Origin of the sequence: Kribbella sp. NPDC056951 (assembly GCF_042674205.1) — a bacterium.
GTDB classification, from domain to species: domain Bacteria; phylum Actinomycetota; class Actinomycetes; order Propionibacteriales; family Kribbellaceae; genus Kribbella; species Kribbella yunnanensis.
The window spans coordinates 673,157-688,940 of sequence record NZ_JBHUQZ010000002.1; the positions used below are offsets into that span (position 1 = coordinate 673,157).

The 15,784-nt window shown below is 67.3% G+C and carries 11 protein-coding genes; 4 read left to right on the forward strand and 7 right to left on the reverse strand.

Annotation, left to right across the window (positions count from 1 at the left end):
• Positions 1 to 36 precede the first annotated feature (36 nt).
• The 3 genes from ACFTSF_RS10755 to ACFTSF_RS10765 all read left to right on the forward strand — a co-directional run bounded on the left by ACFTSF_RS10755 (position 37) and on the right by ACFTSF_RS10765 (position 4,954).
• A complete protein-coding gene (locus tag ACFTSF_RS10755) occupies positions 37 to 1,317 on the forward strand; it encodes an alpha/beta hydrolase-fold protein (protein WP_380153614.1) in 1,281 nt (426 codons plus the stop codon).
• Positions 1,314 to 2,093, forward strand: coding sequence for an SGNH/GDSL hydrolase family protein (locus tag ACFTSF_RS10760; RefSeq protein ID WP_380153615.1), 780 nt, complete (start codon positions 1,314 to 1,316; stop codon positions 2,091 to 2,093). Before ACFTSF_RS10755 ends, ACFTSF_RS10760 begins: the two co-directional genes overlap by 4 nt.
• A gap of 77 nt (positions 2,094 to 2,170) precedes the next feature.
• Positions 2,171 to 4,954, forward strand: a complete 2,784-nt coding sequence (locus ACFTSF_RS10765) for an ATP-binding protein (RefSeq protein WP_380153616.1) — start codon at positions 2,171 to 2,173, stop codon at positions 4,952 to 4,954.
• On the opposite strand, the gene ACFTSF_RS10770 is transcribed toward ACFTSF_RS10765, so the two are convergent.
• Entirely contained in the window at positions 4,944 to 6,752 is a 1,809-nt protein-coding gene (locus tag ACFTSF_RS10770) for a S8 family serine peptidase (RefSeq protein ID WP_380153617.1), read from the reverse strand. The genes ACFTSF_RS10765 and ACFTSF_RS10770 overlap by 11 nt on opposite strands.
• A gap of 142 nt (positions 6,753 to 6,894) precedes the next feature.
• On the opposite strand from ACFTSF_RS10770, the gene ACFTSF_RS10775 reads away from it, so the two are divergent.
• A complete protein-coding gene (locus ACFTSF_RS10775) occupies positions 6,895 to 8,259 on the forward strand; it encodes a PKD domain-containing protein (protein ID WP_380153618.1) in 1,365 nt (454 codons plus the stop codon).
• 119 nt (positions 8,260 to 8,378) lie between these two features.
• On the opposite strand, the gene ACFTSF_RS10780 is transcribed toward ACFTSF_RS10775, so the two are convergent.
• The 6 genes from ACFTSF_RS10780 to ACFTSF_RS10805 form a co-directional block, all read right to left on the reverse strand.
• Positions 8,379 to 9,485 carry a GDSL-type esterase/lipase family protein gene (locus ACFTSF_RS10780; protein WP_380153619.1) on the reverse strand — a complete coding sequence of 369 codons (1,107 nt, stop codon included), beginning with the start codon at positions 9,483 to 9,485 and terminating at the stop codon, positions 8,379 to 8,381.
• A 127-nt stretch (positions 9,486 to 9,612) separates the two neighbouring features.
• A complete protein-coding gene (locus tag ACFTSF_RS10785; protein ID WP_344162693.1) occupies positions 9,613 to 10,656 on the reverse strand; it encodes a dipeptide ABC transporter ATP-binding protein in 1,044 nt (347 codons plus the stop codon).
• 85 nt (positions 10,657 to 10,741) lie between these two features.
• A complete protein-coding gene (locus ACFTSF_RS10790) occupies positions 10,742 to 11,818 on the reverse strand; it encodes an ABC transporter ATP-binding protein (protein WP_380153620.1) in 1,077 nt (358 codons plus the stop codon).
• Entirely contained in the window at positions 11,815 to 12,828 is a 1,014-nt protein-coding gene (locus tag ACFTSF_RS10795) for an ABC transporter permease (protein ID WP_380153621.1), read from the reverse strand. Before ACFTSF_RS10795 ends, ACFTSF_RS10790 begins: the two co-directional genes overlap by 4 nt.
• A 104-nt stretch (positions 12,829 to 12,932) precedes the next feature.
• On the reverse strand, positions 12,933 to 14,702 hold the full coding sequence (locus ACFTSF_RS10800; protein ID WP_344162699.1) for an ABC transporter substrate-binding protein: 1,770 nt from the start codon (positions 14,700 to 14,702) through the stop codon (positions 12,933 to 12,935).
• A gap of 67 nt (positions 14,703 to 14,769) precedes the next feature.
• Positions 14,770 to 15,762 (reverse strand): ABC transporter permease, encoded by a 993-nt coding sequence (locus ACFTSF_RS10805; protein WP_380153622.1) that lies wholly within the window; start codon positions 15,760 to 15,762, stop codon positions 14,770 to 14,772.
• Positions 15,763 to 15,784: the final 22 nt, after the last annotated feature.

A 15,784-nucleotide genomic window follows, 5' to 3' on the forward strand; every position in this document is an offset into this window, starting at 1 on the left:
GTCACCCGGATGGACTGTTCGATTCGGGAGGCTGAGATGGGGCTGGCTGAGGTGTCGCTGCTCGGGGGCTGGTTTCCGGTGGCGCTGGAGGTGTTGGCGGCAGGATTGCTGGTGACGGCGATCGGGTGGCGGGACCGGCGCTGGCGAACGCGCGTGCTGCCGCTGGTGATCGGGCTGTCCGCGGTCGGCGCGCTGCTGGCGTCGTACCCGGGAGCGGAGTTGGCCGGGATCACGGATCCGCTGCCGTTTGGGGTGTGGTTCTGGTTCGGAGTCGGGCTGACCGCGCTGGTCGTACTGATTGCGGGCTGGCGGAGTGCGCAGTGGTGGCGGCGGGGAATAGCGGTCCTCGCGATCGGTGTTGCGACTGTCGTGTGCGCCAACCAGGTCAATCAGTTCGTCGGTTACTACCCCACGATTGATGCCGCGGTGAGCGACTGGACCGACGCGCCGCTGCCCGGCCAGGTGTCGATGACCGGCCTCGCCCAGGATTCCGGCGGGCACACCCTGCCCAAGGCGGGCAAACTCGTATCGGTCAACATCCCAGCGACGTACAGCGGGTTCGACCACCGCGCGGAGCTGGTGTACCTGCCGCCGGTGTGGTTCCGCAGCAAGCATCACCCCGCGTTGCCGGTGGTCGAGGTGATCGGCGGCGAGCGCGGCGCGCCCCACGACTGGGTCCGGCTAGGCAACGCCGTCCACGTCGCCGACGCGTACGCCCAGCGGCACCACGGCTTTGCGCCGATACTGGTGTTCGTGGATGCGACGGCCTCGTTCGACAACGACACCGAGTGCGTCGACGGCCCGCGTGGAAATGCCGCGACACACCTGGACCGCGACGTCCCGCAGTACGTCGAGAAGACGTTCGGCGCTTCCCGGAATCCGGCTCAATGGGCGGTCGCCGGGTTCTCGATGGGTGGGACGTGCGCGATCGACCTGGTCGTCGAGCACCCCGGCACCTTCACGCACTTCGTCGACATCTCCGGTGATCTCGAGCCGAACAGCGGCGACGACCACGACACTTTGATCCAGTTGTACGGTGGCTCGGTGGCGTCGGAACAGGCCAATGAGCCGCTGAAGGTCATGCAGGCGCACGGGAAGTACACCGGCGTCAGCGGCATGTTCCTGACCAGCACCGCCGAGAAGACCCACCAGCGCGAGGCCCACCAACTGTCGCGTCAAGCGGCCAAGGTCGGGATCCCGTCGACGGTCCAGGTCTCCCCCGGTTCGCATGTCTGGCAGTTCGCCGGCCCGGCGTTCGCCAAGTCCTTCCCCTGGCTGGTCAGCCAGCTCACCCCAACCCACCACAGGTCGGCGTGACGCGCAGACTTCTCTTCCTCGCCGTCACGTTCGCGCTGGTCACCCTGACCGTCGCGGCGGACGCGCGACCCGCAACTCTCGAAATCCCCGCCGGCAACCTGAGCGTGCTCGCGCTCGGTGATTCGGTGACGTCGGGCTACCACTGCAACTGCGACGCCTTCCCCGCCGAGTACGGCGACCTGTTGGCGCAGCGCAACGGAACCGGCGTCACCGTCCACAATTTCGGTGTCGGCGGTATCGACTCCGAGGACCTCCTCGAGGAGCTCGACCGCTCCAGCTCACCGGCGGCCCAGGCCGCCACCGACGCCGACTACGTCCTGCTCACGATCGGCGCCAACGACTTCGCCGGCCACGAGGACGACGTCACCGCCGGTCGCTGTACGACGGAGTGCGTCACCGAGGAATTGGCCAGGCTGACGGCCAACCTGCGCGACATCCTCGACCGCATCACCGAACTCGACACCCACCGCACCCCCGAGATCCTGGTGACGGGCTACTGGAACGTCTTCAAGGACGGCCAAGTCGCGCGCAACCTCTACCCGCAGCAGGGCCAGAACGCGACCGAAGCCCTGACCCAGGCGACCAACCAGGTGATCGCAACCGCCGCACAGGCCGCCCACGCGACGTACGTCGACCTGGCCACCCCGTTCGAGACCGCGCCTGACATCACCAACCTGCTCGCCCCCGACGGCGACCACCCGAACGCGGCCGGCCACGCCCTGATCGCCGACCTGCTGCTCAAGGCCACCCCACCAACCCGAAAGCTCACGGGCTGAGGTCCTTCCGCGACGATCGGTGACGAACTAAGGTCCCCTCAACGATGTAACCCCTCGCCGCCCCCGAGGAAGTGACCATGCCTCGCTCGTTCCTGCTGCGCACGAGCTCACCTGTTCTGGTGGGCCGGAGCGAAGAGCTCGAGGTGCTGGTCTCGACCGTGCCACGACGCTCGACCGTGGTGATGATCGAAGGCGAGGCCGGGATCGGGAAGACCAGGCTGGTCGACGAACTGCTCGCCCACCCCGAGGTCGCCCGCCTCAAGGTCCTCGTCGGGCACTGCCAGCCGCTGCGCGAACCCTTCCCGTACGGCGCTGTCATCGAAGCCCTGCGGTCCCTGGCCGCCACCCGTTTGCACCGGGTCAGCCCAGTCGCCGGGGCCTTGCGTCCGCTCCTGCCTGAGCTGGCCGACCTCCTCCCGCCACAACCCGAGCCGATCGGCGACCCGCACGCCGAGCGGCACCGGACCCTGCGCGCGACCCGCGAGGTGCTCGCCGCGATCGGCCCCGCGGTCCTGGTCGTCGAGGACCTGCAGTGGGCCGACGACGGCACCCGCCAACTGCTCCGCTTCCTGATGGCCGACCCGCCACCGAACCTCTCGGTCGTCATCACCTACCGCCGCGAGGACCTCGCCGGTCACCTTCCCCTCGGTACGGCGTACCGTCCGCCCGACCACGTGGCCGGCATCCTCCTCCAACTCCGACCACTCGACGTCGACGCCGTACGGGTCCTGGCGGCCGCCATCCTCGAACACGAGCCGGTGAGCGAGGAGTTCGCCGACCGCCTGCACGAGCGAACCGCCGGGATCCCCTTCGTCGTCGAAGAGCTGTTGCGTTCCCTCCACGGCACGGCCGCCCGGCTACCCGACGAGGTCGAGGTCCCGGTCCTGCTCCGCGACGCGTTCGCCGACCGTCTCGCCGGGCTCCCCGATCTCGCGCACCGAATCGTCCACGCAGCCGCGGTCCTCGGCGTACCGGCCGGAGACGAACAACTGTCGGTCGTCGCGGGCATCGATCCCGAACATGCCGAGCTCGCGCTCATCCAGCTCGCGCGGGCCGGCGTACTGCACGAGACCCGTCCGAACCGGTACGGGTTCCGCCACGTCCTCGCTCAACAGGCGGTCTACGACTCGCTCGAAGGACCCGCCCGCCGCCAACTCCACCTTGCCGCGATCGACGCGTTGCGCGGCACCGAGCCGCCACCACTCGTACAGCTGGCCGAACACAGCCGCCGCGCAGGCCGCCGTACCGACTGGCTCCGGTACGGCGAGGAGGCGGCCGACCGCGCCACCGAAGTCGGCGACCCGGCCGTCGCCACCGGTCTCCTCCAGCAACTCCTCGCCGAACCCGACCTGCCGACCCGCGAGGTCGACCGCCTGGCCACCAAGCTCGGATCGGTCGCGTACGCCGGTCTCGACCAGCACGACCCGGTCGCGACCCTGGACGGCGTACTGAGCGACCATCGGTTGTCCACCGCCGCCCGTGGCGAGGTCCGGCTGTTGCTCGGCCGGCTGCTCGTCCGCCAGAGCGGGCGGATCACCGAGGCCCGCCAGACGATCGGCCAGGCCGTCGACGAACTCGCTGAGCGCCCCGACCTCGCCGCCCGCGGCGCCGCCCTGCTCGGTACGACGTTCATCGGCGACACCCCGTTGGCCGAGCACCTCCCCTGGCTCGAACGGGTCGAGGAGTACCTGCGCAGTTGCGACCAGCCCGAGATCCGGTTCTCGCTGCTCGCCAACCTGCTCGGCTCCCGGCTATCCATCGGCGACCCCGATGTCCTGTCCGACCTGACCGCCCTCCCGACCACCGTCGAGTCCCAGGCCGAACGCCGCCAACTCGCCCGCACCCGCTGCAACCTCGCCGACTCCTGTACGACGATCGGCCGCTTCGACCAGGCCCGCGAATTCCTCACCAGCGGGATCCGGCTGGCCGCAGAAGCCGGCAGCCCCTTCGTTGTCAGCACCGCCCGCTCCACCGAAGTCCGGCTCGACTGGTACACCGGCAACTGGTCCGGCCTCACCGACCGCGCCACCCGGCTGCTCGGCGAGTACCGGGACTTGTTGCCGGTAGCAAGCGAACTCTCGCTGGTCCTCGGCCTCCTCGCGATCGCGCGCGGCGAGTGGCCGGCCGCAGCCGAGCACCTCGGCCGCACCGGCGTGCACAGTCCAGCGGACGCGATCACCCCGATCGCGATCGGCGGTTTCGCCGGGCTGGCCCGGATGTGGCTGGCACAGGACGACCTGGCAGCCGCCTCGGCCATCGTCGAGCGCGGTCTGCAACTGGTCCGGCGCAAAGGCGTCTGGGTCTGGGCGGCCGACCTCGCTCCGGTCGCCGTGAGCACACTGCTCGTCACTGGTCGCGTCGCTGAAGCCGGTGCGTTGACCGACGAGTTCGCGGCCGGGATCGCTGGCCGCGATGCGCCGCTCGCGCAGGCTGCGCTGTCATCCTGCCGGGGCGAGGTGACTGGGGACCCAGAGCATTACCGATCGGCAGAGGCGTCGTACCGGGCACTGGATGCGGTCTACTTCGCCGCCCAGGCTGCGGAGCGGGCCGAGTCCCGCGACCTGCCCGCGCTGGCCGACTGGTACGACGTACTGGGTGCGACTCGTGATGCGGCCCGCTGCCGGCACGACCTACGCTCCCGCGGTACGCCGGCTCCGTCGCGGCGCGGTCGCCGGGGTTACGGGCTGGAGTTGTCGCCGCGGGAGCAGGATGTCGCCCGGCTCGTGTCGCAGGGTCTCACCAACCGCGAGATCGCCGAGGTGCTGTTCCTGTCGCCGCGGACTGTCGAGCAGCATGTCGCGAAGGTCCTGCGCAAACTCGGAGCGGTTTCCCGCTCCGAGCTCGGCCGCATTACTGGCTGAAACAGAAGCCCTGAGCTCCAACGCTCCAGCACTGGATCTGCTTGGTTGCACTGCCCGTGTTGCCGCTGCGGTCGGTCACCTTCAGCTCAGCGGTGTAGGTCTTCTGCGCATTGCCGTAGGTGTTGCTTGTCGTCGCACCGGATCCGGTCTTGCCGTCACCGAAGTTCCACGCGTACGACGCGATGTCGTTGTCCGGATCCGTCGAACCCGAACCGTTGAAACTGCACACCGCCCACTGGCACTGCACCGTGAACGACGCTTTCGGCGGCTGACCCGCGGGCGGCGCACCGGCCTGCACCTGCTTCGTCGTGGAACCCATCTTCCCCGCGTCGTCGGTCACCGTCAGCTTCACCGTGTAGGTGCCGGCCGTGCTGTAGGTGTGCGACGGCTTGGCGCCGGTTCCCGTCTGGCTGTCACCGAAGTCCCACGCGTACGACGCAATCGAGGGCGCCGAGGCGGTGCCATCGAAGGCACAGGTCAGCGAGTTCGCACAGTTCGCCGTGAACGAGGCAGTCGGGCCGCCCGGCTGACCGCCACCGATCTTGCTGACATCGAGCAGCTTGTTCGGCGAACCCGCGCCCGGGTTCTGCACCTTGCCTTCCTGCGCCATGTTCACCAGCGCGTCGCGGACCTGCGCCGGGGTCGCGCTCGGGTTCGCCGACAGGTACATCGCCACCGCCCCGGTCACGTGCGGCGCGGCCATCGACGTACCGGACATGCCCTTACTGCCGTTGTTGTTCGAGTTGCTGGCCGACGTGATGTTGCCGCCGGGCGCGAAGATGTCCACGCAGGACCCGATGTTGGAGAAACTCGACCGGCTGTCGTTGGAGTCCGTCGACGCGACGGTGATTGCCTCCGGCACCTTTGCCGGGCTCGGCGTACAGGCGCTTCCGCCATTGTCGTTGCCAGCAGCAACCGACCAGACGATGCCTGCGGCAATCGAGTTCTTGACGGCCCGATTGATGCCTTCGGGGTCCGCGTTCGCGCCGCCGGAAGTCCAGCTCGCGTTCGCCACGGCCGGTTTCACCGCGTTCTGCGTGACCCAGTCGACGCCCTGGATCGAGTCCGCGTCAGGGGCGTTCCCATCACAGCCGAGCACCTTCACCCCGACCACGGTCACGTCCTTGGCGACGCCGTACGTCTCGCTGCTCGACGTACCGGCGGTGTGCGTGCCGTGGCCCTGGTCGGTCGCGTTCTTGCACTCGTTGACGTTCGCGTCCTCGTCGACGAAGTCGTACCCGGACTTGGCCCGGCCTTCGAACGCGACGTGGTCGGTGTTCAGCTCGGAGTCGGTGTTGTAGACGGTGACGCCGGAGCCGGTGTTCGGGTACTTGTAGACGCTGTCCTTGACGCCGTCGATCCGGTCGAGGCCCCAGGACGGCGGGTTCGGCTGCTCCCCCGCGGCCGCTTTCCCGGCAACCACCTGGGCGCCGAACATGTTGCCCTTGGCATCGGCCCGATGGACCCACAACGACTGCTGCACGAACTCGACCTTCGGATCAGCCGCGAGCCGCCGCGCCTGCCCCTCCGACATCTTCACGGCGAATCCACGCAGGGCCGCCGAATACACGTTGCGGATCGTGCCGCCGTACCGATCGGTCAGTACGTCGGCCTCGGCCCCGACCGTCGATGCGGCGGCCGACGTACCGCCGTACAGGCCGACGATGTACAGACCGGGGACAGTGTCGGGTGCACCGGCGTTCAGCACGGTGCCGGTGGGCACTGCCTGAACCTGACCGGCGCCGGCCACGACGAGCGCCAGAGTGGCGGCGAACAGCCCAATGGACTTTCTACGCATGGTTCCTCCTTCGGATCTGCAGCCACTGTCGAGGCGCGCGATCCGCGGAACAATCCGTAGTCGGGTAGGTAGTAATAGATGCGTAGCCCTACCTATCCCTGCGCGGATTGTTCGGTCCCCCGCCGCTGGCGATCCTGCGGTCATGAGACGACTACTGGCAGCCCTCACCACGTTGATCGCATTCAGCCCCGGACTCGCGTACGCCGCTCCACCGTCGTACGACGCGGTTCTGCCGAACGAGAACCCGCCGACCACCCAGATCGTCGGCGGGCAACAGGCCTACGTCCGCGACCACCCGTTCATCATCGCGATGCTCCGCGAAGGCGGTTCCCGCCCACAGGGCCAGACCTGTACGGCGGCCGTCGTGGCGCGCCGCGTGATCGTCACGGCCGCGCACTGCAAGGACGGCGCCGGCGCGAAGTCGATGCTGTACGGCTCGGACGACCTGACCAAGTCCGGCGGAACCAAGCTCGCGGTCAAGGAGTACTTGCAGCACCCGAACTACCAGCCGCCGAACGGCTGGCAGCAGGGCTGGGACGTCGGCATCGTGGTCACCGAGACTGACATCCCGGTCCCGGCGGGCTACCAGTACCCGCGCGTCGCGAACTCGGCCGACGGCACCCTCGACGACCCCGGCAAGAAGGCGCTCCTACTCGGCTACGGCCGGGTCCGCGACGGCGAGAACGAGTACGGCCACCTGAAGAAGGTCGAGAACTACCCGCTCGTCGACGGCCGCAACACCTGCGGCTCGTTCGGTTCGTTCAACGACGCCTACATGATCTGCGCCGGCTACGCCGACGGCCACGACGGCATCTGCCAAGGCGACAGCGGCGGGCCCATGCTCGTCGACGGCGTCGTCATCGGCGTCGCCTCCTGGGTCAAGACCGGCTGCGGCAGCTACGGCGCCTGGGGCAAACTCACCGGCGTCATGGGCGACTGGGCCAACGAAACCATCAAGAAATACAACGACCCCGACGCCCCCACCGCCTCCTTCACCGCAAACTGCGCCAACTCCCTCACCTGCGCCTTCGACGGCTCAGCCTCAGCACCGTCCATCGCCTCCTACGCCTGGGACTTCGGCGACACCCAAACCGGCACCGGCGCCACCCCCTCCCACACCTACGCCACCGCCGGCACCTACACCGTCAAACTCACCGTCACCAACACCGCCGGCAAGACGGCCTCGACAACCAAGCAGGTCCAAGCCGGCACCCCACCCGCCGGCCAACCCCCGAAAGCCGCCTTCACAGTCCAATGCCAATGGGCAGCATGCACCTTCAACGGCTCGGGTTCGACCGACCCCGACAGCGACATCGCGTCGTACACCTGGACCTTCGGCGACGGCAAAACCGGCACCGGCGCAACCACCACCAACACCTACCCCAACACCCAAAAGACCTACACCACCGAACTAAAAGTCACCGACCGAGCCGGCAACTCCAGCACCGCCACCAAGCAAATCCAATGCTGGAGCGTAGGAGCCCAGGGCTTCTGCTTCAGCCAGTGAAGTAGCCCAACGGCTCCTCGGACCCACCTGGTCCTGGGAGCCGTTGCGCCTTCCCCTCATTGACGCCGAATCCTCCAGCAGTTAGACAAGACCTCTTGCACAATACACATTGCAGAGCATCAGGCCGTTGGTACCGGGCTGATATCGATTGCGTCGAGTTCGCTGTAGCAGTCCCCCTTGGTGAACCGGACTACGTTCTGGCCGGCATTGAGGGGGACGTCGACGGCCGACACCGCGAGCAGGTCCCAGCCGTACGACGGGTAGACGGCGGCTGACTGTGGTCCGCCGTTGGCGGCGACGTTGTGGCTGCAGTTCGTGCCCATGCCGTTGGCGGCGCGGGCGCGGATTCGGTAGTTGCCGGCTGTTGAGACCTGGAAGGTGAAGGCGACGACGCTGTCGTCGAAGTCGATGTACCGGGCTTTGCCGCCGCCGGAGGCCGAGGTGATTCGGCCGGTCTGGACGTGGGTGAGAGTCGCATTCGCCGTCTGCTCGGCTTCCAGCCTGACCAGGGGCTGGCCGGTGAGAGCGCCGTACCAGAGGCCGGCGGCCTTCGACAGCGAACCGTAGTTGGGGTGCAGCGCGTCGGCCATGTCGAAGGGGTTCGAGAAGGCCTGGTTCGTGTCCACGAAGCTGACCTTCTTGCCCGCGGCCGCCTTCGCCGACGCCATCGCCGGGATCGTCGCGTTGAACGCGTCGACATGCGCGTCCTTCAGTTCATCGTTGATCGGCGGAATGCTGCTCACGAACGTCTGCGTGTTCGGCAACGTCTGCGCGATCGTATCCAGCAACGTCGACAACCGCCCCGGCGCGGCCCCCGACGACGCATCCGTGTGCATGTCGTTCGTCCCGATCATCAACGTCACGACATCCGGCTGATACGTGTTCAGCCAGCCGACGACACTCCCCTGGATCATCTCGATCGTCCAGCCGCCGTGCCCCTCGTTGTCCTTGTCGGCCAACGCCGCCGACCCCGAACTAGCCGACCCGACAAAGTCCACCGGCCGCCCATCAGCCCGCAACAACTGCCACAGATCCGTCCGATACCCACCCTGCGCAGCATCGGCCCCCGCCGTGATCGAATCCCCGATCGGCATCACCTTCGTCGGCACAGCCCGCACCAACGGAACCGCCGGCTGCGCCACCACCGGCGCCTCCCCCGAACTCACCCCAAACCCCAACACCGAACCAACCAACGCAACCGGCACAGCGCGCAACAGTCCACGCATCACAACTCCTCCTCAGGGCGGCTCCCCCGATCCTCAGCCACCCCAACCCACCCCACAATCCTTTCCAACTCAAACGAAACCAGCGCCTGACAGATTCGTCAGGCGCTGGGGGTTGGTTCTGGTTCGGCTAGTTTCCGGCTTGGTTGGTGGCGGCCGGGGTGGTGGAGGTTGCGCCGGCCTGGTTTTCCGGGAAGTGGCAGGCGGCCTGGTGGCCGGGGGCCAGCTGGAGGAGCGGGGGCTCGACCGTTTTGCAGATTTCCTGGGCTTTCCAGCAGCGGGTGTGGAAGCGGCAGGCGGGCGGCGGGTTGATGGGGCTTGGTACGTCGCCTTCGAGGCGGATGCGCTTGACGTTGCCCTTGCGCTTCGTGTCGGGGACGGGGACCGCCGACAGCAACGCAACCGTGTACGGGTGCATCGGGGTCTCGTAGAGGCTGACGCGGTCGGCGATCTCGACGATCTTGCCCAGGTACATCACTGCGACGCGATCGGACACGTGCCGGACGACCGACAGGTCGTGGGCGATCATCACGTAGGTAAGGTCGAACTCCTTCTGCAGGTCCTCGAGGAGGTTGACGACCTGCGCCTGGATCGACACGTCCAAAGCCGACACCGGCTCGTCGGCGACGATCAGCTTCGGGCGGAGGGCGAGTGTGCGCGCGATGCCGATGCGCTGCCGCTGACCGCCGGAGAACTCGTGCGGGTAGCGGTTGTAGTGCTCGGGGCTCAGGCCCACCAGCTCGAGCAGCTCCTGCACCGCACGCTTCACTCCGTGCTCGGTCTTCACGTTCTGCAGCCGGTACGGCGCTCCGACGATCTTGCCGACGGTGTGCCGCGGGTTCAGCGAACCGTACGGGTCCTGGAAGATCATCTGTACGTCGCGACGCAGCGGCCGCATCTTCGCCTCGCCGAGGTGGCTGATGTCGCGGCCCTCGAACACGATCTTGCCCGCGGTCGGCTCCAGCAGCCGGGTCAGCAGCCGGCCGGTCGTCGTCTTGCCACAACCGGACTCACCCACCAGCGACAAAGTCTCGCCGCGGGTGACATTGAACGTCAGACCATCAACAGCCTGTACGGCGCCAGTCTGCCGCTGCAGCAGGCCCTTGCGGATCGGGAAGTGCTTGACCAGGCCGTCGACCGACAGCAGCTCTTCGCCAATGGCAGGTGCTTCCACGCCCGGGACGGCAAGGGGATCGATTTCCGACCGGGGTGGTGGGGCGGGGAAGGTATCGGGTGGAGTAGTCACAGTGTCGTCCCGTTCACAGCTTCGGCTTGATGTCGGTCTCCCACGCGTGCTGGCGTTCCTTCGGGGAGAGGTGGCAGGCGACCTTGTGGCCGGCGCCGATGTCGAGCAGTTCGGGGCGTTCGGTCTCGCTGGCGCCGCCGTTCAGGTGTGCGTAGTTGCAGCGCGGGTTGAAGGCGCAGCCCTTCGGCACATTGATCAGGCTCGGCGGCGTGCCCTTGATCGGGATCAGCCGCTCGGTGCGCTCACGGTCGATCCGCGGCATCGAGCCCAGCAGACCCCACGTGTACGGGTGCTGCGGGTTGTCGAAGATGTCCTCCGCGGTCCCGTACTCGATCGCGCGGCCGCCGTACATCACCTGGATGTCGTCGGCGAGCTCGGCCACCACCCCGAGGTCGTGGGTGATGATGATGACCGCGGAGTTGAACTCACGCTGCAGGTCCCGGATCAGGTCCAGGATCTGCGCCTGCACGGTCACATCGAGCGCGGTCGTCGGCTCGTCGGCGATCAGCAGGTCGGGGTCACACGACAGCGCCATCGCGATCATCGCGCGCTGCCGCATACCGCCGGAGAACTGGTGCGGGTAGGCGTCCACCCGCTTGTCGGGCTGCGGGATGCCGACCCGGTCGAGCATGTCGATCGCGTGCTTACGCGCGACCTGCTTGCTCACCTTGTTGTGCACCCGGTAGGCCTCGACGATCTGGTGGCCGACCGTGTAGAAGGGGTGCATCGCCGACAGCGGGTCCTGGAAGATCATCGCCATCCGCTTACCACGGAGCTGGCGGACCTCCTCCGGCGTCGAGGACACCAGGTCCTGACCGTCGAGGAAGATCTCGCCCGTGATCCGGGCACCGCCCGGGGCGTGCAGCCCCATGATCGACAGGCTCGTCACGCTCTTGCCGGAGCCGGACTCCCCCACGATGCCGAGGGTCTTGCCGCGCTCGAGCTGGAACGAAATCCCGTCGACCGACTTGACGACGCCGTCGTCGGTCGGGAAGTGCACCTTCAGATCCCGTACGTCGAGGAACGCCTCGCCACGCGGGAGCCGCTGGACGGTGTTGCCTTGAACGGTGTTGTCTGCGGTTTCGGTCACGAGATGCGCACCCTCGGGTCGACGACGGCGTACAGGAGGTCAACGATCAGGTTCGCCAGCACGATGAAGAACGCCGCGACGAGCGTCACGCCGAGCACCTTCGGCAGGTCGTTCACCCGCAGTGCGATGACGGCGTACTGACCGATACCGGGCAGCGAGAACGTCGTCTCGGTGAGGATCGCGCCACCCATCAGCAACCCGAGGTCCAGACCGAAGATCGTCAGGATCGGGGTCAGTGCCGAGCGCAGACCGTGTTTCATCACGACCGTCCGCTCGGTCAGGCCCTTGGCCCGAGCAGTCCGGACGAAGTCCTCGTTCATCGTCTCGAGCATGCCGGCCCGGGTCAGCCGCGCGTACGACGCGGCGTACAGGAAGGCCAGTGTCACCCAAGGAAGAATCAGGTCGTACGCCCACCAGACAGGGTTCGTTTCATCAAGTGGGTTGGTACCGCCCTGGACTGTCCAGCCGAGTCCGTAACTGAAGATCGACAGCGACAGCAGACCGGTGAAGAAGATCGGCAGCGAGACACCGGCCAGCGCGACCGACATCAGCGACCGGTCCAGGACCGAACCACGTCTGAGGGCCGAGATGATGCCGGTGCCGACGCCGGTGATCAGCCAGATGAAGGCCGCACCACCCGCCAGCGAGGCAGTGACCGGTATTCGCGCGACCAGGTCCGGCCACACCGGCTGCTGGGTCAGGAACGAATAGCCGAAGCACGGCGCCGGGCAGTGCTCGGTCGCCGGGCCGTAGTTGTAGTCCTGCCCGACGAACAGGCCCTTCACGAAGCGGCCGTACTGCTCGTAGAGCGGGTCGGTGAAGCCGAGCCGAACCGCGGTCTCGTGGATCTGCGCCGCCCCCGCGCTCTTGCCGACATAGCGGGACGCCAGGTCGTCGGCGGTCGCGCCGCCGAGCTTGGGAACCAGGAAGAAGATCGCGAATGTCACGGCCGTGACGATGAAGAGCAGGATTACTGCTCCGATCACCCGGCGGACCAGATATGCGAACACCGTGCTCGGCGGGGTGGCCGGCGATCATCGCTGATCACCGGCCACCGTCAGCCTTCACCTACCTCTGCTGAGCGATTTCGGTTGGTTGGTCAGGGCAACGACTACTACTTGAGGCCGATGGCCGCGTAGTCGTACATGTTCTGACCGGCGTTCGTGAACACGTTGGCCACGGTGTCCGGGCGGTACAGCAGGCCCTTGGCCCAGATACCCGGCAGCGCGCCGGCGTTCTCCATGACCTTCTTGTCGACGTCGACCCAGTAGCCGTTGCGCTTGGTCTCGTCGGTCTCGGACATCGCCTTGTCGACCAGGGCGTCGACCTCTGGGAGCCGGATACCCAGGTTGGTGTTACCACCGGTGGCCCGGATGGTCCGGCTGTCGACGATCTGCTGCAGGAAGCCGAAGCCGTCGTTCCAGTCCGCACCCCAGCTGTAGACGATCAGGCCGAGCTTGTTGGCCTTCGCGAAGTCCGGCTTGCCGGCGTACAGCTTGGTGTAGTCGCTGGTCGGGTACGGCTTGGTGGTCAGCGTGATGCCGGCCTTCTTCAGCGACTGCTGCAGGGTCTCGGCAACTGCCTTCTCCTTGTTGCGGTCACCACGGAACGCGATGTTCACCGCGAAGCCGTTCGGCTGGTTGCACTGCTTCAGCTCGTCCTTGGCCTTCTCGACGTTGCCGTTCTTGTCGGCCTCGAAACCGTAGTCGTCGAACTTCTGCGAGCCGAGCACCGACGGCGGCATCAGGTTCGTCGCGATGTCGCCACCGATCGGGCCACCGTAGGCGCGCTGGTAACCCTCGTGGTCGGCGGCGTACAGGATCGCCTTGCGGCAGTGGACGTTGTCCAGCGGCGGGACCTCGGTGTTCAGCACCGTGAAGTTCAGGCGCGGGGCCGGCACGTTGTCCGTGTGTGCCTTCAGCTTCGGGTCGGCCAGCACCTTCGCCTGGGTCTCCGGCTGCACACCGGTACCGGCGAGGTCGACGTCGAGGTCACCGGCGATCAGCCGCTGGTCGATGTCGGTACCTTCGACGTTGTACGCGATGGTGAACTTGTCCGGCAGCGCCTTGCGGCCCGAGTCCGGGTCGGTGGACGCGTCGTAGTTCTCGTTGCGGACCAGGTCGAAGCCCTTGTTCGGGTCGTACGAACCGAACTTGTACGGACCGGTCGCGACCGGGTGCTCCTTGTACTTCGCACCGGTGTCCTTCGCCTGCGGGACCGGAGCGGTCGACGGCAGCTGCGCGAAGTAGTCGAAGCTCGAGAACGCCTTCTTCAGGTGGAAGACGATGGTCTGGTCGTCCGGCGTCTCGATCGCCTTCGCGACCCCGGCCAGTTCCTTGTCCTTGTAGACGCTGAAGCCCTCGGGCACGTCCAGCAGGAAGTCGTTGAAGTACGTCGGGCCGCTCGGCAGGGTCGCCTTGTCCAGCGAGCGCGCGACGGCGTACTTGACGTCCTTCGACGTGACCGGCGTGCCGTCCTCGAACTTGATGCCCTTGCGGATCTTGTAGGTCCAGGTCTTGGCGCCGTCACTCGGCACACCAGGAGCCTCGGCCAGGTCCGGCACCGGCTTCCCGCCGTCCTCGCCCGGAGTGGCCTTGAAGGTCATCAGCGGGCGGACGTAGTTCCGCACCAGGTTCCAGGACAGACCGTAGTAGGTGTCACCGGGGTCCGTGGAGTCCCACGCCTCGGTGATGCCCATCCGAAGCGTGCCACCCTTCTTGTCACTCGGGCTGTAGACCTTGTCCACGGCCGCGTTGGCCTCCGGCGTGGCGCCGCCTTCGCTGGTGCCACCTCCGGGCTTGGCCTTCGGTCCCCCGCAAGCCGCCAGACTCAAGGCGACGGCCGCAGCGACGGCGGTCACCGTCGTGATGCGCTTCCGACTCATCTCTTGTTGCACCCCTTTTTGTGGTGAGAGCTGTGCCTTCACACGGCTCCCGGTTTGGAGAGAAGTACTACCGCGACCGCGGGTCCAACGCGTCGCGCAACCCGTCGCCGAACAGGTTGAAGGCCAGCACCGTGACGAAGATCGACAGGCCCGGCGGGATCATGTACATCGGGTCGACCTGGTACCACTTCGAGGCGATCGACAGCATGTCGCCCCAGCTCGCCGTCGGCGGCCGAACGCCGACACCCAGGTAGGACAGACCAGCCTCGAACAGGACGTTGGTCGGGATCAGCAGCGTCGAGTAGACCAGGATCGGCGCGATCAGGTTGGGCAGCAGCTCGGTGAACAGGATGTAGGGCCGCCGCGCGCCGAGACTGCGGGCAGCGTCCACGAACTCGCGCTCGCGCAGCGACAGCGTCTGGCCGCGGATGATGCGGCCGATGTAGGGCCAGCTGAAGAAGCCGATGATGAAGACGATCAGCGCCACCCGCAGCGGGTCGCCGGTCAGTCCGAGCACCGAGTCCGGAATGGCGCCGACCAGCGCCAGCGCGAACAGCACCAGCGGGAACGCCAGGAAGATGTCCATCAAGCGGCTGATCAGGGTGTCGACCCAGCCACCGAAGTAGCCGGCCACGACCCCCATCACGACACCGATGACCACGGACAGCAGAGTCGCCAGGAAGGCGATCAGCAGCGAGATCCGGGCGCCGTACAGGATCCGGGCCAGGATGTCGCGGCCGTTGACTGGCTCGATCCCGAGCGGGTGGTCCCAGCTGATGCCGCCGAGCCGGCCGATCGGTGTCTGCAGCGACGGATCGACCAGGTCCTGATGGAAGTCGTTCGGGGTGATGCCGATCAGCTTGCAGATCAGCGGCGCGAAGATCGCCACGAAGATCAGCAGCAGGACGAAGACTCCACCGGCGATCGCGATCTTGTCGCGCTTCAGCCGCGTCCAGGAGATCTGCCAGAGCGAACGGCCCTCGATCTTCTTGACTCCGTCGAGGACGGCCTCCGGCTGGGCCGCCGTCGACCCCGGTTCGACCTCGAGTGGTGCGCTCACGCGATGCGACTCCCCTGCCTCA

What these genes read in the sequence shown, in the direction of transcription:
- ACFTSF_RS10780 (WP_380153619.1), bottom strand. Translation starts at nt 9,485, where the DNA reads ATGCGTGGACTGTTGCGCGCTGTGCCGGTTGCGTTGGTTGGTTCGGTG.
- ACFTSF_RS10765 (WP_380153616.1), top strand. Translation starts at nt 2,171, where the DNA reads ATGCCTCGCTCGTTCCTGCTGCGCACGAGCTCACCTGTTCTGGTGGGC.
- ACFTSF_RS10755 (WP_380153614.1), top strand. Translation starts at nt 37, where the DNA reads ATGGGGCTGGCTGAGGTGTCGCTGCTCGGGGGCTGGTTTCCGGTGGCG.
- ACFTSF_RS10800 (WP_344162699.1), bottom strand. Translation starts at nt 14,702, where the DNA reads ATGAGTCGGAAGCGCATCACGACGGTGACCGCCGTCGCTGCGGCCGTC.
- ACFTSF_RS10775 (WP_380153618.1), top strand. Translation starts at nt 6,895, where the DNA reads ATGAGACGACTACTGGCAGCCCTCACCACGTTGATCGCATTCAGCCCC.
- ACFTSF_RS10770 (WP_380153617.1), bottom strand. Translation starts at nt 6,752, where the DNA reads ATGCGTAGAAAGTCCATTGGGCTGTTCGCCGCCACTCTGGCGCTCGTC.